We start from the raw sequence: 21644 nt of genomic DNA, 5'->3' as shown, positions 1-21644 counted from the left end.
ACCCTCCTGCTTACGCAGAATCTAGTGTGTTGCGTTCACCGGTTGAATCCACACCCCAAACCGTTCAAAGCCCAGGTCGTCCAGAAATGCCTGCAACCTGGAGCGACGATTTCCAGCGTAGCCATCCATCACGGCATCAACGCCAACGTGATCCGCAAGTGGCTACCTGTTTACCGGGATCAATCACCCGCAACTCTGCCGGCCTTCGTCCCCGTACAAGCTGCACCTAAGCGAGCAACAGAAGAGACGGTGATCATCTCACTGGCTCTGGGCGATAAATCCGTCACCGTAAAATGGCCAGCCTCAGATCCGGACGGCTGCGCGTGTTTTATTCGTGGCCTGGCCCTATTATTCGTATCGACTCCATCTGGCTCGCCACCCAGCCCATGGACATGCGGGCCGGTACTGACACTGCACTGGCCCGGGTCGTTGCCGTGTTCGGTGCGGCGAAGCCGCACTGCGCCTACCTCTTTGCCAACCGCCGGGGCAACCGCATGAAGGTGCTGGTGCATGACGGCGTTGGTATTTGGCTAGCGGCGCGACGCTTGAATCAGGGCAAGTTTCATTGGCCGGGCATCCATCGTGGCGCGGAGGTCGAACTCGACCCCGAACAACTCCTGGCGCTGGTACTTGGATTGCCTTGGCAGCGAGTAGGTGCAGGCGGCGCAATTACATTGCTCTAATACCTGGCTTTTAGCTGTGACCGGAGGACTGCTTTGGTAAAATCCACGGCATGACTTCCTTGCCCGATCTCGACCAAATGCCTCCTGAACAACTGCGCGCGCTGGCTGCGCAGTTGATGTCCAAGGTCGACACCATGGGTAGAAAGATCCATCGTGATGAGACGATCATCGAGCAGCTCACTCACGAAATAGCCATTCTCAAGCGGCACAAGTTCGCCAAACGCAGCGAGCAGATCAGCCCGGCGCAAGGCAGCTTGCTGGATGACCTACTCAATACCGACCTCGAAGCCATCGAGGCCGAGTTGAAAGCACTTCATCCCGCGCCCGCGCAGGCAGAACCACGCCAGCAACCCAAGCGTGCGCCGCTGCCGTCGCAGTTCCCGCGCACTGTGATCCATCACGAGCCGGGCAGCACCCAGTGCGCTTGCGGCTGCCAGCTTCAGCGCATCGGTGAAGACGTCAGCGAGAAGCTGGACTACACGCCGGGCGTGTTCACCGTCGAACAGCACGTTCGTGGGAAATGGGCCTGCCGGCAGTGCGAAACACTGATCCAAGCGCCGGTGTCGTCACAGGTGATCGATAAGGGCATCCCCACTGCCGGCCTGCTGGCGCACGTGATGGTGGCCAAATTCGCCGACCACCTTCCGCTGTACCGGCAGGAAAAGATCTTCGGCCGTGCCGGCTTGGCGATCCCGCGCTCGACGCTGGCTCAGTGGGTGGGCCAAACCGGCGTACAACTGCAACCGCTGGTAGATGCATTGCGCGATGCCGTGTTGGCCCGGCAAGTCGTCCATGCTGATGAAACACCGGTGCAGATGCTGGCCCCGGGCGAAAAGAAAACGCACCGCGCGTATGTCTGGGCCTATTGCACCACGCCGTTCTCGGCACTGAAGGCTGTGGTCTACGACTTCAGCCCCAGCCGTGCAGGTGAACATGCGCGTAACTTCCTGGGCACCTGGAGCGGCAAGCTGGTGTGCGATGACTTCGCAGGCTACAAAGCCGGCTTCGAGCAGGGCATTACCGAAATCGGCTGCATGGCCCATGCCCGGCGCAAGTTTTTCGACCTGCATATGGCGAATAAAAGCCAGTTGGCCGAGCAAGCGCTGCACTCCATCGGCGGCTTGTACGAAGTCGAACGGCAGGCCAAGGACATGAGCGACGAAGATCGCTGGCGATTACGACAGGAAATGGCGATGCCTATCGCTGAAAAGTTGCATGCTTGGATGCTGGCTCAGCGCGTGCTTGTGCCCGAGGGCTCGGCCACGGCCAAGGCACTGAATTACAGCTTGAAACGCTGGGTAGCGCTGACGCGCTACTTGGATGATGGTGCTGTGCCCATTGATAACAATGCGGTCGAGAACCAAATCAGGCCGTGGGCGCTCGGTAGGTCGAACTGGCTCTTCGCTGGGTCGCTGCGCAGCGGTAAAAGGGCAGCGGCGATCATGAGCCTGATCCAGTCGGCGCGCATGAACGGGCATGATCCGTACGCGTATCTCAAGGATGTGCTGACGCGGTTACCGATGCAGAAGGCTAGTGACATCGAGCAACTGCTACCGCATCAATGGATTCCTTACTAACTCGGGCGGGTGGTTTAAGTCATCTACCTGTGGCAGACCCATCATCTACATTGAGAATGTTGTGAACTGCTATGGCTGCACCTATGAGCACGGCAATAAGGCCTGCAGCCTCTATGGGGGTAGGCAGCCTGCCGTTAAAGAGTAAACCGAGTAAAGCTGCGAACAAAGACTCCAGCGAAATCAACTGACCGGAAAGCACCATCGGGAGACGTCGTGTTGCTGCGTTCCATGTCCACGCGCCGATCACCGAAGACATAACCGCAATAACGAAGCTCCAGGTATAAAGATGTCCCGCCAAGGCGATGCTGAAACCAATGCTCGGGAGTTTAAAGAGGCCTAGCGCTTGTACAGCGGGGATCAGGCACAAGGTGCCTATGCCAGCCCCCGCCATCATCAACCCTGTCCAGACGCCTGTTGCAGCACGGGAAATTTTCCCCATGGCGTTTTGATTCAGCAGACTGAAGGCTAACCACAGGGTTACCGCCAAGCCAGAAAAGACGGTTCCCGCTCGCCAAGACGTTTCACCTGTCTGCGGCAGATTCATGCTGCTGATAGTTGAAAGGACGATCCCAGCCATCAAGAACGTCAGTGGTAGGGCAAGGGAGTGCCACTGCAGCGTCTTTTCTCTCGCATTGCCGAATAAGGCGAGTAGAACAGGTACGAACCCGACGAACGCCGCCGTCAGCACCGGGCCACCGTAAATCACGCCTGCGGCAATACAACTGCTGTACCCTAAATATCCGATTGCGCCCAGCCCTGCGGCGAGCAACTGTTGGGAGCGTTGCAATAGCCGCCGCTGGGCGCGAGACAGCATTACCCCTAGTGCCCCCAAGGCGCCGGCGATTAGAAACCTGATGATCGTAAGGTCGTAGATGCTGTAGGGGCCAGTCACGTAAGGGGCTATGAAGTTAAGCGCCCATGCCAGCGTTGCAAAAACGGCAAGTATCACTCCGGAGATGATAGTTGAACGGGCGGTGACCATTAGCTGAAATCCAGGAGGTGTTCCGTTCATATTGCCCACCGTCGCGGGTGTGCTACAAACGAGTTCTCGGTTCAGGATGCATAACGGCTGATTATGAATAAGCTTAGGAAGACATTGCCACCGCTCACCAGTTTGCTGCCTTTTGAGGCGGCTGCCCGGCTGGAAAGCTTCTCGAAGGCCGCTGATGAGTTGCACATCACCCAGGCCGCCATCAGCCGGCAAATCCGTGGCCTTGAAGAAGATCTTGGCGTGAAGCTCTTTATCCGCCGTAATCGAGCTGTGTTTTTGACGGAGGAGGGGCGCACGCTGGCAGGCGTGGTGAGCGCGGCATTGGGACGTATCAGCGACGGTGCTGTGGCGCTTCGAAAAACGCACCGCAAAAATCGTGTGGTTTTACTGTGCCAATTATGTGAAGCCTTTTATTGGATGATGCCTCGTCTCTCTATATTCCAAGATCAACATGCGGGAATTGAGGTTCAAGTTGTGACCTCGACGCGGCCCATTGCCGAATTCAATGATCACTTCGATGTTGCCCTGCAAACCACCGGGCGCGCTAGCGGCTCGTATACTCTAGTATTTACAGCTGCCGACGAAGTCTTTCCAGTGTGCAGTCCGAACTACCTTGCGACTGGTAAGTTTCTAAGCCTTGGAGAGCTGCGCGCGCACAGTCTTTTGCACTATCGTTCTACGCCCCTAGACTTCATGACTTGGGAAGACTGGTTGAAGGTATTTGGAAATACGATGGCAGATCATCCGCGAGGTACGGTGTTTGATAGCTACCCGCTGATGCTTCAGGCGGCAGTCGCGGGGCATGGTATTGCATTAGGTTGGCGTCGAACTGCCAAAAAACTTATTGAAGAGGGCGCTTTGATGCAAGCTTGCGCAGAAAGCGTGCCTCTGCCCCATGCGATTTCTGTTTACAAAAAAAATAGCGGAGATGAACGGATCGAAGTGCAAGCGCTACTGAGGTGGCTCCAAGAACATTTGTGCATGAAGGCCTGACCGTCTTCCAGAGCACAGGAAACTTCAGCATGAGCAAGGTGCCTTCGGCAGACGCTTACCGACAATCGTCAGACCAGGACCAGATTGTCCCTGTGGATCAGTTCGGGCTCGTAGACGTAGCCCAGCTCGACAACGATGGCATCCGAGGGCCGCCCCAGGATGCGCCGCGCCTCGGTCGCACTGTAGTTGACCAGACCACGCGCCACCTCGCGCCCATCCGGACCGACGCAGGCGACCATCTCGCCACGCCGGAAGCTGCCTTCCAGCTCCCGTACACCCACCGGCAACAGACTGCGATGACCGCCTACCAGGGCCTGCACTGCACCGGCATCCAGGCGCAGGGTGCCACGCACCTGCAGATGCCCTGCCAGCCACTGCTTGCGCGCCGCCACCAGGCCGCGCTCGGGTGACAGCAGGGTCCCCAACTGTTCGCCTTGCTGCAGGCGACTGAGCACCTGCTGGATCCGCCCACCGACGATGACGGTATAGGCACCGGAACGTGCCGCCAGACGAGCAGCACGCAGCTTGGTCTGCATGCCGCCACGCCCCAGGGCACCGCCGGTACCGCCAGCGACCAGATCCAGCGCCGGATCGTCGGCACGCGCCTCACTGATGAGGCTGGCGTCGGGGTTGTTGCGCGGATCGGCGTCGAACATGCCATCGCGATCGGTGAGGATGACCAGCAGATCGGCCTCGACCAGGTTGGCCACCAGGGCCGCCAGGGTGTCGTTGTCGCCAAAACGAATCTCGTCGGTCACGACGGTATCGTTTTCGTTGATCACCGGCACCACGCCCAGGCTCACCAGCGTCCGCAAGGTACTGCGGGCGTTGAGATAGCGCTTGCGATCGGACAGGTCGTCATGGGTCAGCAGGATCTGCGCGGTCTGCACCTGGTGCTCGGCAAAACTGGATTCCCAGGCCTGCACCAACCCCATCTGCCCCACCGCCGCGGCCGCCTGCAACTCGTTGATGGCGGTCGGGCGCTGCGCCCAGCCGAGCCGGCTCATGCCAGCCGCTACCGCACCCGAGGACACCAGTACCAGCTCGATGCCCGCCTGGTGCAGGGCCACCATCTGCTCGACCCAACCAGCCATGGCCCCACCGTCCAGACAACGACCGTCGTCGGTCAGCAGGGCACTGCCGATCTTCACCACCCAGCGCTGGGCGCCAGACACCTGATCACGCATGGGCAAGCTCCTTTCTTACCGTACGTAGAAGATTTCCGGACCGTCGCCGTCGTCTTCGTCATCGAAGTCGTCATCGGCATCGTCCACCGCCTTGACCCCGGAACGACGCAGGGCACGCTGGTCATCCAGCGCCTGCAGCCGTGCCCGCGCCTCATCCTCGATGCGCTGATCGAGTTCTTCCAGCGCTTCGGCATAGGCCGGATCCTCGGCGAGGCGCAGGGTGCGCTCGTCGAGATACTGCATGATCGCCTGGCAGAGCTGCTCGGTCCCCTCGCGCTCCAGCGCGGAGATGACGAAGACCGGACCCTGCCAATCCAGGTGCTCGACCACCGCCTTGAGGCGCTCTTCGCGCTCGTCGTCGAGCAACTGGTCGGCCTTGTTCAGCACCAGCCAGCGGTCACGCTCGCCGAGCGCCGGGCTGAACTTGGTCAGCTCGTTGATGATGGTCTCGGCAGCCTCGGCCGGATCGCTCTCATCCAGCGGTGCCATGTCGACAAGGTGCAGCAGCAGGCGGGTTCGCGCCAGGTGCTTGAGGAAACGGATCCCCAGACCGGCGCCTTCGGAGGCACCCTCGATCAGCCCCGGAATGTCGGCGACCACGAAGCTTTTGAAGCGCCCCACGCTGACCACACCCAGATTCGGCACCAGGGTGGTGAAGGGATAGTCCGCCACCTTGGGCTTGGCAGCCGACACCGCACGGATGAAGGTGCTCTTGCCGGCATTGGGCAGGCCGAGCAGGCCGATGTCCGCCAGCACCTTGAGCTCCAGCTTGAGATCACGCTCTTCGCCGGGCTTGCCGGGTGTGGTCTGCCGCGGCGCACGATTGGTGCTGGACTTGAAACGGGTATTGCCGAGGCCGTGCCAGCCACCCTGGACCACCCGGATGCGCTGACCGGGCTGGGTCAGGTCACCGATGATCTCCTGGGTCGCCGCATCGATCACCGTGGTGCCCACGGGTACCGGCAGCACCAGGTCTTCACCCTTGGCGCCGGTGCACTCGGTGCTCCCGCCCTTTTCACCGTTCTGCGCGGTGAAACGTCGGGTGTAACGGTAATCGACCAGGGTGTTCAGGTTGATGTCGGCTTCAAGCCAGATCGACCCGCCATCGCCGCCGTCACCGCCATTGGGGCCACCCTTCTCGATGAATTTCTCCCGGCGGAAACTCATCATGCCGTTGCCGCCGTCACCCGCTTTTACGTGTATGGATACTTCATCGACGAATTTCATCTGGACCTCCCGCGCTCGCGGGCCGCTGCAAACAAGGAAATAGCTTAACTACAAGGGAAATAGCTTAACTACAAACGAAAAAGCCCCGTCGGGTAGACAGGGCTTTTCTTTCGTCACGGGCCTTAGGCGGCGGCGACGATGCTCACGTAACGACGACCGAAGGCGCCCTTCACGTCGAACTTGATCACGCCGTCCACTTTCGCGAACAGGGTGTGATCCTTGCCGAGGCCCACGCCGTAACCGGCATGGTACTGGGTGCCGCGCTGACGCACGATGATGTTGCCGGCCTTGACGACCTGGCCGCCGTACAGCTTCACGCCAAGGCGTTTGCTTTCGGAATCGCGACCGTTACGAGTAGAACCACCCGCTTTTTTGTGTGCCATGAGTCAATTCTCCGTTAGAGGCGAGATCAGGCCTGGATGCCAGTGATCTTGATTTCGGTGAACCACTGACGGTGGCCCTGACGCTTCATGTGATGCTTACGACGACGGAATTTGATGATGGTGACCTTGTCGTGACGGCCCTGGGCGGTCACTTCGGCGGTCACTTTGGCACCATCAACGACCGGCAGACCGATCTTGACGTCGTCACCGTTGCCAACCAGCAGAACCTGGTCGAAGGTGACGGTTTCACCGGTGGCGATGTCGAGCTTCTCGACCTTCAGGTATTCGCCTTCGGCGACCTTGTATTGCTTGCCACCGGTAACGATAACTGCGTAGGACATGGTAAATCTCCGTTAAACCTGCTCACCCGGTGCTTTATAGGAGGTATCGTCGACCGGCATGGCTGCACGGGACCGGAAGGACCGCCGCGCAATTGCGTAAGACAGGGGGTCAACCCTAGGAATGTTCAGGGCCCGCGATTCTACGCAAGCCCGGGCCAGGAGGCAAGAGCCGTCCGCCCGCGCCTTGACAGCCCCCCACCCCACCCCTAGCATGCCGCGCAACCTCGTTCAGCGGCCATGCCGGGCCGGTGCCCAGCCGAATCGGCAGGAGCGGCGAGCCGCGGGAGCGCGATGGCAATCCCTGGGCATGGCACTCGTGCCGGTCCCTAGGGCATAGTCTGGCGGTCATGCGCCATCCGGCCGCCTGAATATTGCCCGGACCTCCAGTGGACACCTCTCAATGACGCAGCAATCCCAGTCCTTCTATCGCGTGGTGACGGACGATTTCGCCGCCGTAGACGGCATCATCCGCCAGCAGCTGACCTCGCGCGTGCCGCTGGTCGAGAAGATTGGCGACTACATCGTCTCTGCGGGCGGCAAACGCCTGCGTCCGCTGCTGGTGCTGCTGGCCGGCAAGGCGCTCGGGCGCGCCGACCACGATCTGCAGCTGCTGGCGGCGACCATCGAATTCCTGCACACCTCCACCCTGCTGCACGACGACGTCGTCGATGCCTCGGGGATGCGCCGCGGCCGTTCCACTGCCAACGCCCTCTGGGGCAACGCCCCCAGCGTGCTGGTCGGCGACTTCCTCTATGCCCGCTCCTTCGAGATGATGGTGGCGCTGGGCTCCATGGAGGTGATGCGCATCATCTCCCAGGCCACTCGCGTCATCGCCGAGGGCGAGGTGCTGCAGCTGTCGAAGATCCGCGACGCCAGCACCACCGAAGAGATCTACATGGAGGTCATTCGCGGCAAGACCGCCATGCTCTTCGAGGCCTCCACCCACAGCGCGGCGATCCTGGCCGACGCCAGCGCCGAACAGGCGGACGCCCTGCGCCGCTATGGCGATCATCTGGGCGTGGCCTTCCAGCTGGTCGACGACCTGCTCGACTACCAGGGCGACGCCGTGGCCCTGGGCAAGAACGTCGGTGACGACCTGGCTGAAGGCAAACCGACCCTGCCGCTGATCGTGACCATGCGCGAAGGCACTGCTGAACAGGCCGCGCTGGTACGCCAGGCGATCCGCCAGGGCGGCAGTCAGGATCTGGAAGGCGTGCGCGCCGCCGTCGAAGCTGCCGGCGCCCTCGACTATACCGCGCGCAAGGCGCAGGAATTCGCCGAGCGGGCCATCGCCTGCCTGGATGCCCTGCCCGCCAGCGAATATCGCGACGCGCTCGCCGACTTGGGTCGCTTCTCGGTGGCCCGTACCCACTGAGGCCTGACGTCGACTGACCAAGCCCGCTGTCGCCAGACTGCGGGCTTTTTCATGTCCTACTAAAAAAGTCAGGTAATCGGCTTGCTATTTAGCGAATAAGAATTATTCTCATGAATAGCACAGCAGGAGCTCTTGCCATGACTTATCTGATCGACGCCTGGCTGGACCGGCCGCACCCCTATCTGCGCATCCTCAACCGGGAAACCGGCAAGGTTTGCGCGGAACTGGACGAGACGGCGCTGGAAGAACTCAAGGACCTGGGCGAGCTGGACCTGCACAGCCTCACCTCCAGCGAACCGCGGGTGGTGAAGGAGCAGATCCGCCAGGTCTTTCTGTTCAGCTATGCCCTGGCGCTGCGCCCGGACAACGAGGCGCTGCGGCTGGACTGCTGAGGGCCGAAGAGTGGCCAACAGAACGTAGCGAGCGGTTGTTAGGCGGGTGTGCGCAGAGCGCAGAAACCGCAATGTACAAGTGGTACATGAGGATTTCGAGCACGGCACGCACCCGCCTGGCGGACGCGCAGTAGTTTTGTTGGTCGCTCTTAAAGGACGTCGAGCAGCTCGACGTCGAACACCAGCACGCTATGTGGCGGGATGCCGCCGACGCCCTGGGCGCCATAGGCCAGTTCGCTGGGCACATGCAGGCGCCACTTGCTGCCGGCAGGCATCAGTTGCAGGGCTTCGGTCCAGCCGGCGATCACGCCGCCCACCGGAAACTCGGCTGGCTGGCCACGCTGGTAGGAGCTGTCGAACACGCTGCCGTCGATGAGGGTGCCGTGGTAGTGGGTACGCACCTGGTCTTCGCGAGTCGGCGTAGCGCCTTCACCCTGGGTGAGCACCTCGTATTGCAGATCGGACGGCAGCACCACGACGCCAGGGCGCTCGGCATTGGCCTTCAGGTAGTCGACGCCTTCCTGGGCGGCCGCGGCGGCCTTGATCTGGGCTTCCGCCTGCATGCGCTCGCGGATGACACGGAAGCTGGCGTTCAGCGACTCGACGTCCACCCGGGACTCCTGGCCGTCGAAGGCCTCGTTGAGACCGGCGAGCACGGCTGCCAGCTGCATGCCGGGGACCGGATTCTGGCGCAGCTGATCGCCCAGCTGGCGGCCGATGCCATAGCTGACGCGGGCTTCGTCGGTGTCGAGCAGGATGTCGTTCATAGCAGCCTTTCCATCGTCAAAAAGGAGCCGAGCCTAGCACATCAGGGACTCGACTCGCCGCCGCCCAGGCTGCCACGCTGCCGGCGACAGCGCTCGGAGCAGTAGCGCACCTCGTCCCAGTTGCGCTCCCACTTCTTGCGCCAGGTGAAGGGCCGCTGGCAGACCGGACAGAGCTTGGTGGGCAGATCGGCCTTCTTCATAGGGATGCTCCTGCGTCGAGACGCGCCAGCAGTGCCTCTCCCCGCTGCCACAGCGCCTGCTGCCGTTCGGGCGTCTGACGATCGAGATTGCGATAGAGATTGAGCATGCGCGGATAGTGGGCGAAGCGCCCGCGATGGCGGATCAGGAAATGCCAGTAGAGGGCATTGAAGGGGCAGGCCCGCTCGCCCAGGGCCTCGCCGACCTGATAGTGGCAGCCCTTGCAGTAGTCGGACTGGCGACGGATGTACTGGCCGCTGGCGCAATAGGGCTTGCTCGCCAGATAGCCACCGTCCGCGTGCATTACCATGGCCTGGGTGTTGGGCAGCTCGACCCACTCGAAGGCATCCAGATAGACCGCCAGGTACCACTCGCCGATGGCCTGGGGCGCGATGCCGGCCAGCAGGGCGAAGTTGCCGGTGACCATCAGCCGCTGGATATGGTGGGCGTAACCCAGCGCCAGGGTCTGGCCGATGGCTTCGCGCAGGCAGGCCATGCGGGTCGTCCCGGTCCAGTAGAACTCCGGTAGCGGCCGGCTATTGCCCAGCACATTGAGCTCCCGGTAGTCGGGCATGCGCAGCCAGTAGACGCCATGGACGTACTCCCGCCAGCCGATCAGCTGACGCAGAAAACCCTCGGCGCTGTTGAGCGGCACCCTGCCCTCGCGATAGGCGGCGTCCACGTCGGCGCAGAGCTGACGCAGGTCCAGCAGCCCGATATTGAGTGCCGCGCTGATCCGCGCGTGATGCAGATAGGGCTCGCCATGGGCCATGGCGTCCTGGTAGCGGCCAAAGTCGCGCAGGCCCGACGCCAGGAACTGCTGCCAGAGGCGCTCGGCCTGGGTACGGGTCACCGGATAGTCGAAACCCTCCAGCCGGCCATAGTGGTGGGCGAAGCGCTGCCCGACCAGGTCGAGCACCTCCCGGGTACAGGCATCGGGCGGACAGCTGAAGGGCTCGGGGACAGAATGGTCCCTGGGCAGGGCCTTGCGATTGTCCTTGTCCAGATTCCAGACCCCGCCACAGGGTTCGTCCTCCCCGTCCATCAACCAGCCGTGTCGCCTGCGCATGCCGCGGTAGAAGGCCTCCATGCGCAACTCGGTGCGGGCTCCGGCCCAGCGGGCGAAGGCGGCGCGGCTGCAGAGGAATCGGTCGTCGCCGTACCACTGCACAGGTATTGCCAGAGCGAGCCCTCGCAAGGCCTGTTCCAGACGCCATTCGCCGGCCTCGGTCAGATGAACCTGACGCGCGCCCGTCTTCTTTGCCCAGAAAGCGATCTCGGCCGGCAGCGAGCCCTGGTTGTCCGGGTCATCCAGGGTGCGGTAATGGACCTGGAAGCCACGCGTGCGCATCTCGCTGGCGAAGTGGCGCATGGCGCTGAAGATCAGCGCGATCTTGCGCGGGTGGTGCGGGACGTAGCTGGCTTCTTCCTGGACCTCGGCGAGCAGCAGTACGTCCTGGGCGGGATCGGCATCACGCAGGGAGGCCAGCCGGGGCGACAGCTGATCGCCAAGGACCGGCAGCAGGCGCCGGACGGCGCCGTCGCTCAAGAGGCGTTCCGGTAGTTCAGCGGGATCTTCAGGGGTTCCGAGGAGCGTGGCGCCATGCCGACCATCTCGTCATAGGCACTGTGCTGGATGAGAAAGCACGGCAGCGGCGGCAGGTCGGCCAGCAGACGGCGGGCCTGGGCAGCGGAGCCCAGGCGGTAGAAGTGGCCATCCCGCCCGGTCAGCCGCGTGCGACCGCCCTGGGTGAGCACCTCGAGCACATAGAAGCCGCCTTCGATGGACAGCAGATTGAGTTCACGGACCTCGCCGGCCTGGGCGCGCTGGATCAATTCCGGCAATTGCATGGAAACCTCCGGGTCGAGATCGACGCCAGGGAGGCGTCGATCGGCAGCTGTAAGCATTCGACAACCTAGGACAAGCCAGCGCAGCGGCGCAATCCACAAAGCGTAAACGAAAGCTGCCGGCGGCGGACGAATGGCCGCCCGGCCCGTCAGTGCTTGGTTAGCCGATCCAGATAGCCCATGGCGAAGGCCGAGACGACGAACACCAGATGGATGATCACGTACCACTTGAGATATTCGGGATTGGTGTTCTGGGCATCCATGAAGATGCGCAGCAGGTGGATCGAGGAGATGGCGACGATGGAGGCAGCCACCTTGTTCTTCAGCGAGCCCGAATCCATCTTGCCCAGCCAGCTGAGCTTTTCCGAGCCTTCGTCGATATCCAGCTGGGAGACGAAATTCTCGTAGCCGGAGATCATCACCATGACCAGCAGGCCACCCACCAGTGCCATGTCGATAAGCGACAGGACCAGCAGGATCAGTTCGGCTTCGGTGGACTGGAAGATGTGCGGCAGGACGTGGAAGACTTCCTGAAAGAACTTGAGCGCCAGCAGGACAAGTGCCAGGGACAACCCCAGGTAGATGGGGGCCAGCAGCCAGCGGGAGGCGTAAAGGGCTTTTTCGATCAGACGTTCCATGCAGACTCGCTCGGATTACCAGGGCCGGGCGAGTATACCGGGGCGTTGCAGGCGGACCAATGCGGCAGGTTGTACCTGACTCAGGCGTCGGGACCGACCTGGAAACGCACCTGCTGGTGGGCGCGCTCGCCGTTCATCTTGCGCAGCTCGCTCTGCATGTGCAGGCGCCAGATCTGGGTCTCTTCGACCTGGATATAGCCCTGTTCCACCAGGTTCTCGGCGATGGCAGTCATGACGCCTTCGGCCGCCTTGGGTCCGTGGAAAGGCCCCTGGGCCTTGATCGCGGTGGGCTGCTGGCCATTCAGGCCGGCGGCGCACAACAGGGTCCAGAGGCCCTGCTCCTGACCGAGCGGCTTGATTTCGCATTCGATACGGGTGACGAGGCCCAGGCAGGGACGGATCAGGGTAATGGTGCGGGACATGGCGTCATCCTCTCGAAGCGCTCAATGCTCGCCGGTCCTAGGCCAGAGGTATCCACAAAGGCTGTGGACAACCCTGTTGGTCAACAGGGGGCAAGCGGGTCTGGGCGCCGTGCTACTTGGGCTGCGACGCCTTGTACAAAATCCGACCTGCCCCCTGGAGCTCAGTTCTCCTGCGCGTCGTTGTTTTTCCCTTTTGCCTTGGAGTTATCACTGAGTTTGTCGGCCAGTTCATCTTCCAGCTCGAGCTCGGCGATTTCCTTGAGACGCTGTACCACGCGCGCATTGACGCTACCGTCCGGGAAGCGACCCTTGGCATTCGGGGCCCCGGCGGGCTCGCCCACCAGCAGCGACAGCGCCTCATCCGCCTGGCGCACGGCATAGACATGGAACAGCCCTGCGCGAACCGCTTCCAGCACGGTCTCGTCGAGCATCAGGTTGGTAACGTTGGCACGCGGGATGATCACGCCCTGCTCGCCGGTCAGGCCACGGGCCTGGCAGAGGCGGAAGAAACCCTCAATCTTCTCGTTCACGCCGCCGACCGGCTGCACCTCGCCAAACTGGTTGATGGAGCCGGTGATGGCGAAGCACTGCTTGAGCGGCGTGCGCGACAGCGCGGAGATCAGGGTGCAGGCCTCGCCGAGGGAGGCGCTGTCGCCGTCGACATAGCCATAGGACTGCTCCAGGGCGATGCTGGCCGAGATCGACAGCGGGAATTCCTGGGCATAGCGACTGCCCAGGTAGCCGGTCAGGATCATCACGCCCTTGGAGTGGATGGGCTGGCCCAGACTGACCTCGCGCTCGATGTCGAGGATGCCGCTGGCACCCGGGTAGACCGTGGCGGAGATGCGCGCCGGCATGCCGAAGGCGGAATCGGCCACCTCCAGCACGGTGAGGCCGTTGCACTTGCCCACCGCGGCGCCCTGGGTGTCGATGAGGATGAGGCCGGTCAGCATGTCGTCCAGCACCCGGGCGCAGACGCGACCGGTGCGGGTTTCCTTGGCCTTGAGCGCCCGCTCGACATGACCCTTGTCGGTACGCTCGTCGCCGGCCAGGTGGCGGATGAAGTCGGCTTCGCTGACCAGCTGGAACAGATCGCCGATACGCGCCGACAACCGGCCCTGGTGCTCGGCCAGCCGCGCGCTGTAGGTGGCCAGCCGCGCCACGGCCGCCGAGGTCAGGGGCGCCATGCCCTCTTCCGAGGTGCGCGTCTTGAGTAGCTGGGCGAACTGCTCGAGGCTTTCGTCGCGCAGCGGCAGCTCTTCGTCGAAGTCCACCAGTACCCGGAACATCTCCTGGAAGTCCGAATCCAGCTCCTGCAGGGTGTAGTAGATGTTGCGCGAGCCGATGATGATGACCTTGAGCTGCAGCGGGATCTGCTGCGGCGCCAGGCTCATGGCGGTGAGCCGACCCAGCTCGGCCAGCGGCGATTCCATCTTCAGCTGACGCGAATGCAGGGCGCGCTTGAGGGCGTCCCAGACGAAGGGCTCGGTCAGCAGCTTGTCCGCCTCGACGATGAGGAAGCCGCCATTGGCGCGGTGCAGCGCGCCGGGGCGCAGCTGGCGGTAGTTGGTGTAGAGGGCGCCTTGATCGGACTGGTATTCGATGCGACCGAAGAGGTTGTCGTAGGTCGGGTGGGACTCGAACACCACCGGGGCACCACCGGTGACGTGGTGGCCGATGATCAGATTGGGCTCGTATTGCTCGCGCAGCTCCTTGCGCCGCTGCATGTCGGGCTTGGCGTCGTCGGCCAGTTGCTCGACCACGGTCTTGAGCAGATCCACCTGCATCGCCTGCAGGTAGGCGCAGACCCCGGGGTTGTCGTTGTACTTTTCCGAGAGCGGCGCCAGCAGCGGCTGTAGGGCCTGGATGATGGTGTCTTCGTTCAGGGCGCGCAGCTGGTTGCTCGACTCGCGCCGCCACTGCGGCAGGCTGGCCAGCTCTTCGTTGAGGCGCTCTTCCAGGCTGGAGATGTCAGCGTGGAACCGCTCGCGCTCGGCTTCGGGCAGCTGGGCGAAGTCGGCTTCATCCAGCGCCTTGCCTTCCTTCATCGGGGTGAAGGCGACATTGTTGGCGTCGCGGTAGAGGGCGATTTCCTTTTCCAGGGCGAGCTTTTCCACCACGTCCAGCGCCTGGTCATAGCGCTGGTTGAAGGCGCGCTCGATGGCGCTCTTCTTCTGCTGGAAGGCCGGATGCTCGAACACCGCCGGAAAGGTAGCCAGCAGGTTGTCGATGAAATGGGCCATGTCGGCCACGAAGGCCTCGCCCTCGCCGGGGGGCAGCTCCAGCACGCTTGGCGCCCGGGGCTCTTCGAAGTGATTCAGGTACACCCAGTCGTTGGGCGTCGGCTGGCGCTTGGCTTCGGCCTTGAGATAGCGCTGGACGAAGGAGAAACGACCGGTGCCCGGCTCGCCCATGACGAAGACGTTATAGCCGGGCCGCGGCATGGCCACGCCGAACTGCAGGGCTTCCACCGCACGCTCCTGACCCAGGATGCCGCGGAAGGGCTCGAGCTGATCGGTATCGGCGAAGGAAAACTGTTCGGGGGCGAAGGGGCGGGTCAGCTCATCAGGGGCGAGCGGGAGACCGGCTGCGACGGGATCGTGCATCGTAAGTCCTTGTCAGGCATGCAAGCAGTGCCCGCATTCTGCGACCGGGATGACAGCCGAAGCAAGGCAAGCGTCGCTCCGCCGCGTATTTAAGCGCAGCGGTTCGAGGGGCTCGCCATGACGTCCGTCGGTATTTTTCAACCCAGGCGTTTTTTGACGAAATTCTCACCAGGCGCCAACTAAGCTTTCTCCATAGGGATCAGACGTAGTATCCCGTGAGGAGGCTCCCATGGCTGTCTCTCGTCGTCTCGCCTCGTTGTTCGTCCTGCTGGCCAGTCTCACGGCTTGCACCAGTTACCACGACCAGCTCATCGCCAAGGGCTATCCCCCGGCCTATGCCGATGGCTTCAGTGACGGTTGCCAGACCGGCAAGCAGGCGGTCAATGGCATCGGTTACGAGCACAAGGACGCCCGCCGCTTCGCCGCGGAAAAGCCCTACCAGCAAGGGTGGGACGCGGGCTACGCGCAATGCGTGCAGGTGGCCCAGCGCGAAGAGCAGCAGCGCTTCGTCGAGCAGGTCCGGGAAAATCGCGAAAGCGCCGAATCGCTGCTGCAGCGCTCGAGAACACGTTGAGGTCGCAGCCAACCTTGCGACCCTGACTGGATGACCTATGCTGGCGGGCCCGCTAGTCGAGCCCTGCCGATGTCTGCCCGCTCTCCGCTGTTCGCCGTCGCCCTGCTGCTGGTCGCCATGACCTCGATCCAGACCAGCGCCAGCCTGGCCAAGACCCTGTTCCTGCGTCTCGATCCGGTGGGCGTCACCACCCTGCGGCTGATCTTCGCGGCCCTGGTCCTGCTGATCGTGCTGCGCCCCTGGCGCAACTTCCGCCGCGCGGCGCTGGGCAGCCTGCTGGGCTATGGCGTCGCCATGGGCGTGATGAACCTGACCATCTACCTGGCCATGCAGCGGCTGCCGATCGGCATCGCCGTCGGCCTGGAATTCGTCGGTCCGCTGGTAGTGGCGCTGTGCGCCCTGCGCCGCGGGCTGGACCTGCTGTGGATCGTGCTGGTGGTGGCCGGCCTGGCCGTGCTCCTGCCCTTCGGCCACAACGCCTCGGCCCTGGATCCGCTGGGCACCACCCTGGCCTTGGGTGCCGGCGCCTGCTGGGCGATCTACATCGTCCTGGGCAAGCGCGCCGGCGCGGTTCACGGTACCGGCACGGTGGCTTTCGGCGCCACCATCGCCGCCCTGGTCGTGCTGCCCATCGGCATCGTCCATAGCGGCAGCAATCTCTTGCAACCGGAAATCTGGCCGCTGGCGCTGGCCCTGGCGCTGATGTCTACGGCCATTCCCTATGCCCTGGAAATGGTCGTCCTGACCCGCCTGCCGGCCGCCACCTTCGGCACCCTGATGAGTCTGGAACCGGCGCTGGGCGCCCTTTCCGGCTGGGTATTCCTCGGCGAGATCCTGGGCGTCGCCCAGTGGTTCGCCCTCGCCTGCATCATCGTCGCGTCCATCGGCGCCACCTGGAGCAGCCGCCTGACCCCGGAGCAAACGCCGCTCTAGACACTCTATAGCGAGGCGAATCCTCACGTGGAGCGACGACGATGATCTATCTGATAATGGGCGTCTCGGGCAGTGGCAAGACCACCCTGGGTGAACTCCTGGCCAGCCGGCTGGACTGCCGTTTCGACGATGCCGACACCTTTCACAGCCAGGCCAACAAGGACAAGATGGCCAAGGGCATCGCCCTCACCGACGAGGATCGCTGGCCCTGGCTGGATGCCATCCACGACGCCATGCAGCAGGCACAGGCCGAAGGCACCACCCGGGTGTTCGCCTGCTCGGCGCTGAAGAAGGTCTATCGCGATCGCCTGCTGAACGGCCTGGAAGGCGTCCGGCTGCTGTTCCTCAAGGGCTCACCCGAGCTGCTGGCCGAGCGCATCGGCAGTCGCCGCGGGCATTTCTTCGATCCCAAGCTCCTGCAGAGCCAGCTCGACACCCTGGAGGCGCCGGATCACCTGGAAGCCCAGGTGCTGGACGTACGCAAGGCGCCCGAGCAACTGGTGGACGAGGTGCTTGAGCACGGCGACGGCACCTGAGCGCGGCGGCCGCTTGTTCAGACCGCGACCGGCGCCTTGATGTGCGGATGGGCCTGGTAGCCTGCCAGTTCGAAATCCTCGAAGCGGAAGGCGAACAGGTCCGTGACCGCCGGATTGAGCTTCATGGTCGGCAGCGGCAGCGGTTCGCGGGTCAGCTGCAGATCGGTCTGTTCCAGGTGATTGGCATAGAGATGGCAATCACCGCCGGTCCAGATGAATTCGCCCGGTTGCAGTCCGGTGACCTGGGCCACCATCAGGGTCAGCAGCGCGTAGCTGGCGATGTTGAAGGGCACGCCGAGGAAGATGTCCGCGGAACGCTGATACAGCTGGCAGCTCAGCCGGCCATCGGCGACATAGAACTGGAACAGCGCATGGCACGGCGGCAGCGCCATCTCGTCCACCAGCGCCGGATTCCAGGCCGAGACGATCAGGCGCCGCGAGTCGGGCTTGGCGCGAATCATGTCCACCACCCCGGCGATCTGGTCGATATGGCGACCGTCCGGTGCCGGCCAGCTGCGCCACTGGTAGCCGTAGACCGGGCCCAGCTCACCGTTCTCATCGGCCCACTCGTCCCAGATGGACACGCCGTTGTCCTTCAGGTAGCGGATGTTGGTCTCGCCCTGCAGGAACCACAGCAGTTCGTGGATGATGGATCGCAGATGGCACTTCTTGGTGGTGACCAGGGGAAAGCCCTCGGCCAGATCGAATCTCATCTGGTAGCCGAAGACGCTGTAGGTCCCGGTGCCGGTGCGGTCGCTCTTGAAGGTGCCGTGTTCGCGCACGTGGCGCATCAGGTCGAGGTACTGTTTCATGGGGGCCGCTTATCGTTGCAGTGCATTTCGTTGCAGTGCCTGGAATTTTAGCAAACAACGGCCTTCACCCTAACCCTCTCCCGGAGGGAGAGGGGACAAAACGCGACCTAGCTGTTGGCCGGCGGCGCCATGAGGGTGGCCGTTTCGCGTTCGCGCCGGGTGATCTCCGAGGCCGTGGCGTCCATGGCTTCCTGCAGGCCCTGCAGGCGCTTCTTCTCGGCGCGGCGGGTGAAGTACCAGGCGAAGAAGGTGAACAGCGAGACCGCCAGGAGGATCAGGCTGGCGATGGCATTGATCTCCGGCTTCACGCCCAGACGCACCGCGGAGAATACCTCCATCGGCAGGGTGGTCGAGCCGGGGCCCGAGACGAAGCTTGCCAGCACCAGGTCGTCCAGCGACAGGGCGAAGGACATCATGCCGCCCGCCGCCAGCGAGGGCGCGATCATGGGAATGGTGATCAGCAGGAACACCTTCCACGGCCGGGCGCCCAGGTCCATGGCTGCCTCCTCGATGGACAGGTCCAGTTCGCGCAGGCGCGAGGAGACCACCACCGCCACATAGGAGGAGCAGAAGCTGGTGTGGGCGATCCAGATGGTGGTCACGCCGCGGTCCTGCGGCCAGCCGATCAGTTGCGCCATGGAGACGAACAGCAGCAGCAGCGACAGACCGGTGATCACCTCGGGCATCACCAGCGGCGCCGTGACCATGCCGCCGAAGACGGTGCGGCCGCGGAAGCGCGGGATGCGGGTCAGCACGAAGGCCGCCAGGGTGCCGAGGATCACCGAGGAGATGGCCGTGTAGAGGGCGATCTCCAGCGAGCGGAACACCGCGCTCATCAGCTGGGTATTGTCCAGCAGGCCGACGTACCACTTCACCGACCAGCCGCCCCAGACGGTCACCAGGCGCGACTCGTTGAAGGAGTAGATGACCAGGATGACCATCGGCAGATAGATGAACAGCAGCCCGAGCACCAGCATCAGGTTGGTGAACTTGAGGCCTCTCATAGCTTGCCCTCCAGTTCCTTGGCTCGGCTCCAGATTGGAGAGCCGGTTGAACAGCACGATGGGCGCAGAGCGGCTTTCTGGCTCACAGCTTGCCCTCCAGTTCCTTGGCTTGGTTTCTGTTGAACAGCACGATGGGCACGATGAGGATCACCAGCATCACCACCGCCAGGGCCGAGGCCACCGGCCAGTCACGGTTGTTGAAGAATTCCTGCCAGAGCACGCGGCCGATCATCAGGGTCTCCGGGCCACCCAGCAGCTCGGGAATGACGAACTCGCCCACTGCCGGAATGAACACCAGCATGCAGCCGGCGATGATGCCGTTCTTGGACAGCGGCACGGTGATCCTCCAGAAGCTGGTGAAGCGACTGGCACCCAGGTCGCCAGCGGCTTCCAGCAGGGTCAGGTCATGCTTCACCAGGTTGGCGAACAGCGGCAGGATCATGAACGGCAGATAGGAATAGACGATCCCCAGGTACACCGCGAAGTTGGTGTTGAGCATCTGCAGCGGACTGCTGATGATCCCCAGACTCATCAGGAAGCTGTTGATCAGGCCATTGGTGGATAGCAGCCCCATCCAGGCATAGACGCGGATGAGGATGGCGGTCCAGGTCGGCATCATGATCAGCAGCAGCAGCACCGTCTGCTTCTCGCGACTGGCCCGGGCGATGGCATAGGCCATGGGATAGCCGATCAGCAGACAGATCAGGGTGCTGATGCCGGCCATCTTCAGCGAGCCGAGGTAGGCGTCCAGATACAGCGGATCGTCGGCGAACATCAGGTAGTTGCCGAAGTTGAGCGCGATATCCAGTTGCTGGTCAGCGTAGGTGAACAGCTCGGTATAGGGCGGAATGGCCACGTCCGCGACCGAGAAGCTGATCTTGAGCACGATCAGGAACGGCAGCAGGAAGAACAGGAACAGCCACACGAAGGGCACGCCGATGGTCAGGCGGCGGCCATCGAGCAGGCGCTTGAGCAAGGGAGGTCTGGTCATGCTTGCAGTACCACGCCGCTGTCGTCTTCCCAGTACACCACCACGGCGTCATCCCAGGTGGGTCGCTTGCCGAGACGCTCGGCGTTGGCGATGAAGCACTGGACGATGGGACCGGTGCCCAGCTTGACGTGATAGACCGAGTGCCCGCCCAGGTAGGCGATGTCGTGCACGGTGCCGCTGCACCAGTTGTAGTCGGGATGCTCGTGATCCGCCGGCAGGCTGGTGCCCATCAGCAGCTTCTCGGGGCGCAGGGCGAAGGTGACCTGCTTTTCCTGGGCGCGGGTGCTGATGCCGTGACCGATGTAGATCGGTCGCTCCAGTTGCGGACTGTGGATGATGGCGTGGTCGGCACCGTCGTCGGTCAGCTCGCCGTCGAAGACGTTGACGCTGCCGATGAACTCGCAGACCAGCCGGCTCGCCGGGGTCTCGTAGATGTCCATGGGGCTGCCCACCTGGGCGATCCAGCCCAGGTGCATGATGGCGATGCGCTCGGCCATGGTCATGGCCTCTTCCTGGTCGTGGGTCACCATCACGCAGGTCACGCCCACGCGCTCGATGATCTCCACCAGTTCCAGCTGCATCTGCGAGCGCAGCTTCTTGTCCAGGGCGCCCATGGGTTCGTCGAGCAGCAGCAGCTTGGGCCGCTTGGCCAGGGAGCGCGCCAGGGCCACCCGCTGGCGCTGGCCACCGGAGAGCTGGTGCGGCTTGCGCTTGGCGTACTGGGTCATGTGCACCAGCTTGAGCATCTCGGCCACACGGGCGTCGATCTCGGCCTTGGGCAGCTTGTCCTGCTTGAGGCCGAAGGCGATGTTCTGCTCCACGCTCATGTGCGGGAACAGTGCATAGGACTGGAACATCATGTTGATCGGCCGCTCGTAGGGCGGCATGTCGGTGATGTCCACGCCATCGAGGAAGATGCGCCCTTCGCTGGGTCGCTCGAAACCGGCCAGCATGCGCAGCAGGGTCGACTTGCCCGAACCCGAGCCGCCGAGCAGGGCGAAGATCTCGCCCTTGTTGATGGTCAGGGAGACGTCGTCGACAGCGACGGTTTCGTCGAATTTCTTGGTGACCCGGTCGATCTTGACCAGGACTTCCTTGGCTTTCTTGTCGCCGGTGGCGGCTTTCTTGAAGGCACTGGTGGCAGTCGCCATGTACATCTCCCCAGG

General features: G+C 63.1%; 24 protein-coding genes, 1 other RNA gene and 1 pseudogene. 9 read left to right on the top strand and 17 right to left on the bottom strand.

The genetic code is table 11. The features are described 5' to 3' along the window. Nucleotides 1–24 precede the first annotated feature (24 nt). The 3 genes and pseudogenes from GSQ95_RS27220 to GSQ95_RS16925 form a co-directional block, all read left to right on the top strand. Nucleotides 25–210: pseudogene (locus GSQ95_RS27220) on the top strand (transposase); the annotation flags it as partial. Between the two features lie 113 nt (nucleotides 211–323). After that, nucleotides 324–683: an IS66 family insertion sequence element accessory protein TnpB gene (tnpB, locus tag GSQ95_RS16930; protein WP_256664619.1), complete on the top strand. Its 360-nt coding sequence runs from the start codon at nucleotides 324–326 to the stop codon at nucleotides 681–683. Between the two features lie 50 nt (nucleotides 684–733). Next, the gene (locus GSQ95_RS16925; protein ID WP_158891814.1) at nucleotides 734–2260 is read left to right on the top strand and encodes an IS66 family transposase; all 1527 of its coding nucleotides are present in this window, start codon (nucleotides 734–736) and stop codon (nucleotides 2258–2260) included. A 19-nt stretch (nucleotides 2261–2279) separates the two neighbouring features. On the opposite strand, the gene GSQ95_RS16920 is transcribed toward GSQ95_RS16925, so the two are convergent. After that, a complete protein-coding gene (locus GSQ95_RS16920; RefSeq protein ID WP_158891812.1) occupies nucleotides 2280–3242 on the bottom strand; it encodes an EamA/RhaT family transporter in 963 nt (320 codons plus the stop codon). A 93-nt stretch (nucleotides 3243–3335) separates the two neighbouring features. On the opposite strand from GSQ95_RS16920, the gene GSQ95_RS16915 reads away from it, so the two are divergent. Further along, entirely contained in the window at nucleotides 3336–4244 is a 909-nt protein-coding gene (locus GSQ95_RS16915) for a LysR substrate-binding domain-containing protein (protein WP_158891810.1), read from the top strand. Between the two features lie 68 nt (nucleotides 4245–4312). Here the strand turns inward: GSQ95_RS16915 and proB are convergent, their stop codons facing one another. The 4 genes from proB to rplU form a co-directional block, all read right to left on the bottom strand. Beyond that, nucleotides 4313–5431: a glutamate 5-kinase gene (gene proB / locus GSQ95_RS16910; protein ID WP_017640856.1), complete on the bottom strand. Its 1119-nt coding sequence runs from the start codon at nucleotides 5429–5431 to the stop codon at nucleotides 4313–4315. A 15-nt stretch (nucleotides 5432–5446) separates the two neighbouring features. Continuing rightward, nucleotides 5447–6658: an Obg family GTPase CgtA gene (cgtA, locus tag GSQ95_RS16905; protein ID WP_133861314.1), complete on the bottom strand. Its 1212-nt coding sequence runs from the start codon at nucleotides 6656–6658 to the stop codon at nucleotides 5447–5449. Between the two features lie 122 nt (nucleotides 6659–6780). Then, entirely contained in the window at nucleotides 6781–7041 is a 261-nt protein-coding gene (rpmA, locus tag GSQ95_RS16900) for a 50S ribosomal protein L27 (RefSeq protein ID WP_007160792.1), read from the bottom strand. A gap of 26 nt (nucleotides 7042–7067) precedes the next feature. Then, the gene (gene rplU / locus GSQ95_RS16895) at nucleotides 7068–7382 is read right to left on the bottom strand and encodes a 50S ribosomal protein L21 (protein WP_007160791.1); all 315 of its coding nucleotides are present in this window, start codon (nucleotides 7380–7382) and stop codon (nucleotides 7068–7070) included. A gap of 400 nt (nucleotides 7383–7782) precedes the next feature. Here rplU and GSQ95_RS16890 point away from each other — a divergent pair, with 400 nt between their 5' ends. Both GSQ95_RS16890 and GSQ95_RS16885 read left to right on the top strand, forming a co-directional pair. Next, nucleotides 7783–8757: a polyprenyl synthetase family protein gene (locus GSQ95_RS16890; RefSeq protein WP_133861316.1), complete on the top strand. Its 975-nt coding sequence runs from the start codon at nucleotides 7783–7785 to the stop codon at nucleotides 8755–8757. A 137-nt stretch (nucleotides 8758–8894) separates the two neighbouring features. Then, nucleotides 8895–9149 (top strand): hypothetical protein, encoded by a 255-nt coding sequence (locus tag GSQ95_RS16885; protein ID WP_007160789.1) that lies wholly within the window; start codon nucleotides 8895–8897, stop codon nucleotides 9147–9149. A 12-nt stretch (nucleotides 9150–9161) separates the two neighbouring features. Here the strand turns inward: GSQ95_RS16885 and GSQ95_RS16880 are convergent. The 8 genes from GSQ95_RS16880 to GSQ95_RS16845 all read right to left on the bottom strand — a co-directional run bounded on the left by GSQ95_RS16880 (nucleotide 9162) and on the right by GSQ95_RS16845 (nucleotide 15628). Then, nucleotides 9162–9237: non-coding RNA, sX9 sRNA (locus GSQ95_RS16880), on the bottom strand. A gap of 61 nt (nucleotides 9238–9298) precedes the next feature. After that, entirely contained in the window at nucleotides 9299–9916 is a 618-nt protein-coding gene (locus GSQ95_RS16875; protein ID WP_158891808.1) for an FKBP-type peptidyl-prolyl cis-trans isomerase, read from the bottom strand. Between the two features lie 41 nt (nucleotides 9917–9957). Continuing rightward, nucleotides 9958–10116, bottom strand: a complete 159-nt coding sequence (locus GSQ95_RS16870; RefSeq protein WP_158891806.1) for a DUF2256 domain-containing protein — start codon at nucleotides 10114–10116, stop codon at nucleotides 9958–9960. Beyond that, nucleotides 10113–11663, bottom strand: a complete 1551-nt coding sequence (locus GSQ95_RS16865) for a cryptochrome/photolyase family protein (protein WP_158891804.1) — start codon at nucleotides 11661–11663, stop codon at nucleotides 10113–10115. The genes GSQ95_RS16870 and GSQ95_RS16865 overlap by 4 nt, the downstream gene beginning before the upstream one ends. Next, nucleotides 11660–11965 carry a DUF6482 family protein gene (locus GSQ95_RS16860; RefSeq protein ID WP_158891802.1) on the bottom strand — a complete coding sequence of 102 codons (306 nt, stop codon included), beginning with the start codon at nucleotides 11963–11965 and terminating at the stop codon, nucleotides 11660–11662. The genes GSQ95_RS16865 and GSQ95_RS16860 overlap by 4 nt, the downstream gene beginning before the upstream one ends. 146 nt (nucleotides 11966–12111) lie before the next feature. Beyond that, complete coding sequence (locus tag GSQ95_RS16855) at nucleotides 12112–12600, bottom strand: TIGR00645 family protein (RefSeq protein WP_133861321.1); 489 nt, start codon at nucleotides 12598–12600, stop codon at nucleotides 12112–12114. An 80-nt stretch (nucleotides 12601–12680) separates the two neighbouring features. Beyond that, nucleotides 12681–13022 carry a hypothetical protein gene (locus tag GSQ95_RS16850; RefSeq protein WP_007160783.1) on the bottom strand — a complete coding sequence of 114 codons (342 nt, stop codon included), beginning with the start codon at nucleotides 13020–13022 and terminating at the stop codon, nucleotides 12681–12683. Between the two features lie 161 nt (nucleotides 13023–13183). Then, nucleotides 13184–15628, bottom strand: a complete 2445-nt coding sequence (locus GSQ95_RS16845) for a Lon protease family protein (RefSeq protein ID WP_158891800.1) — start codon at nucleotides 15626–15628, stop codon at nucleotides 13184–13186. A gap of 229 nt (nucleotides 15629–15857) precedes the next feature. On the opposite strand from GSQ95_RS16845, the gene GSQ95_RS16840 reads away from it, so the two are divergent. The 3 genes from GSQ95_RS16840 to GSQ95_RS16830 all read left to right on the top strand — a co-directional run bounded on the left by GSQ95_RS16840 (nucleotide 15858) and on the right by GSQ95_RS16830 (nucleotide 17671). Then, nucleotides 15858–16202 carry a hypothetical protein gene (locus GSQ95_RS16840; protein WP_158891798.1) on the top strand — a complete coding sequence of 115 codons (345 nt, stop codon included), beginning with the start codon at nucleotides 15858–15860 and terminating at the stop codon, nucleotides 16200–16202. A 69-nt stretch (nucleotides 16203–16271) separates the two neighbouring features. Beyond that, entirely contained in the window at nucleotides 16272–17135 is an 864-nt protein-coding gene (locus tag GSQ95_RS16835) for an EamA family transporter (RefSeq protein WP_158891796.1), read from the top strand. Between the two features lie 41 nt (nucleotides 17136–17176). After that, a complete protein-coding gene (locus GSQ95_RS16830) occupies nucleotides 17177–17671 on the top strand; it encodes a gluconokinase (RefSeq protein ID WP_158891794.1) in 495 nt (164 codons plus the stop codon). Nucleotides 17672–17688: 17 nt separating this feature from the next. Here GSQ95_RS16830 and GSQ95_RS16825 read toward each other — a convergent pair whose 3' ends face one another. From GSQ95_RS16825 to potA, 4 genes are all read right to left on the bottom strand, one after another. Beyond that, nucleotides 17689–18483 carry a thymidylate synthase gene (locus tag GSQ95_RS16825; protein WP_158891792.1) on the bottom strand — a complete coding sequence of 265 codons (795 nt, stop codon included), beginning with the start codon at nucleotides 18481–18483 and terminating at the stop codon, nucleotides 17689–17691. A 107-nt stretch (nucleotides 18484–18590) separates the two neighbouring features. Beyond that, nucleotides 18591–19487 carry an ABC transporter permease subunit gene (locus GSQ95_RS16820; RefSeq protein WP_158891790.1) on the bottom strand — a complete coding sequence of 299 codons (897 nt, stop codon included), beginning with the start codon at nucleotides 19485–19487 and terminating at the stop codon, nucleotides 18591–18593. A gap of 82 nt (nucleotides 19488–19569) precedes the next feature. Further along, the gene (locus GSQ95_RS16815) at nucleotides 19570–20478 is read right to left on the bottom strand and encodes an ABC transporter permease subunit (RefSeq protein ID WP_158891788.1); all 909 of its coding nucleotides are present in this window, start codon (nucleotides 20476–20478) and stop codon (nucleotides 19570–19572) included. Next, nucleotides 20475–21629 carry a polyamine ABC transporter ATP-binding protein gene (potA, locus tag GSQ95_RS16810; RefSeq protein WP_133861329.1) on the bottom strand — a complete coding sequence of 385 codons (1155 nt, stop codon included), beginning with the start codon at nucleotides 21627–21629 and terminating at the stop codon, nucleotides 20475–20477. Before potA ends, GSQ95_RS16815 begins: the two co-directional genes overlap by 4 nt. Nucleotides 21630–21644: the final 15 nt, after the last annotated feature.

Source organism: Pseudomonas sp. BAV 4579 (assembly GCF_009765395.1).
Lineage (GTDB): Bacteria > Pseudomonadota > Gammaproteobacteria > Pseudomonadales > Pseudomonadaceae > Chryseomonas > Chryseomonas aestiva.
Note: the sequence above shows the minus strand (reverse complement) of the source record. Positions and strands in the feature narration are given on the sequence as shown.

Coding starts and splice junctions, on each gene's coding strand:
- GSQ95_RS16855 (WP_133861321.1), bottom strand. CDS start 12,600: ATGGAACGTCTGATCGAAAAAGCCCTTTACGCCTCCCGCTGGCTGCTG.
- GSQ95_RS16890 (WP_133861316.1), top strand. CDS start 7,783: ATGACGCAGCAATCCCAGTCCTTCTATCGCGTGGTGACGGACGATTTC.
- GSQ95_RS16870 (WP_158891806.1), bottom strand. CDS start 10,116: ATGAAGAAGGCCGATCTGCCCACCAAGCTCTGTCCGGTCTGCCAGCGG.
- GSQ95_RS16815 (WP_158891788.1), bottom strand. CDS start 20,478: ATGACCAGACCTCCCTTGCTCAAGCGCCTGCTCGATGGCCGCCGCCTG.
- GSQ95_RS16840 (WP_158891798.1), top strand. CDS start 15,858: ATGGCTGTCTCTCGTCGTCTCGCCTCGTTGTTCGTCCTGCTGGCCAGT.
- GSQ95_RS16845 (WP_158891800.1), bottom strand. CDS start 15,628: ATGCACGATCCCGTCGCAGCCGGTCTCCCGCTCGCCCCTGATGAGCTG.
- GSQ95_RS16825 (WP_158891792.1), bottom strand. CDS start 18,483: ATGAAACAGTACCTCGACCTGATGCGCCACGTGCGCGAACACGGCACC.
- rpmA (WP_007160792.1), bottom strand. CDS start 7,041: ATGGCACACAAAAAAGCGGGTGGTTCTACTCGTAACGGTCGCGATTCC.
- rplU (WP_007160791.1), bottom strand. CDS start 7,382: ATGTCCTACGCAGTTATCGTTACCGGTGGCAAGCAATACAAGGTCGCC.
- potA (WP_133861329.1), bottom strand. CDS start 21,629: ATGGCGACTGCCACCAGTGCCTTCAAGAAAGCCGCCACCGGCGACAAG.
- GSQ95_RS16925 (WP_158891814.1), top strand. CDS start 734: ATGACTTCCTTGCCCGATCTCGACCAAATGCCTCCTGAACAACTGCGC.
- GSQ95_RS16860 (WP_158891802.1), bottom strand. CDS start 11,965: ATGCAATTGCCGGAATTGATCCAGCGCGCCCAGGCCGGCGAGGTCCGT.
- cgtA (WP_133861314.1), bottom strand. CDS start 6,658: ATGAAATTCGTCGATGAAGTATCCATACACGTAAAAGCGGGTGACGGC.
- GSQ95_RS16885 (WP_007160789.1), top strand. CDS start 8,895: ATGACTTATCTGATCGACGCCTGGCTGGACCGGCCGCACCCCTATCTG.
- GSQ95_RS16875 (WP_158891808.1), bottom strand. CDS start 9,916: ATGAACGACATCCTGCTCGACACCGACGAAGCCCGCGTCAGCTATGGC.
- GSQ95_RS16850 (WP_007160783.1), bottom strand. CDS start 13,022: ATGTCCCGCACCATTACCCTGATCCGTCCCTGCCTGGGCCTCGTCACC.
- proB (WP_017640856.1), bottom strand. CDS start 5,431: ATGCGTGATCAGGTGTCTGGCGCCCAGCGCTGGGTGGTGAAGATCGGC.
- GSQ95_RS16915 (WP_158891810.1), top strand. CDS start 3,336: ATGAATAAGCTTAGGAAGACATTGCCACCGCTCACCAGTTTGCTGCCT.
- GSQ95_RS16830 (WP_158891794.1), top strand. CDS start 17,177: ATGATCTATCTGATAATGGGCGTCTCGGGCAGTGGCAAGACCACCCTG.
- GSQ95_RS16920 (WP_158891812.1), bottom strand. CDS start 3,242: ATGGTCACCGCCCGTTCAACTATCATCTCCGGAGTGATACTTGCCGTT.
- GSQ95_RS16835 (WP_158891796.1), top strand. CDS start 16,272: ATGTCTGCCCGCTCTCCGCTGTTCGCCGTCGCCCTGCTGCTGGTCGCC.
- GSQ95_RS16820 (WP_158891790.1), bottom strand. CDS start 19,487: ATGAGAGGCCTCAAGTTCACCAACCTGATGCTGGTGCTCGGGCTGCTG.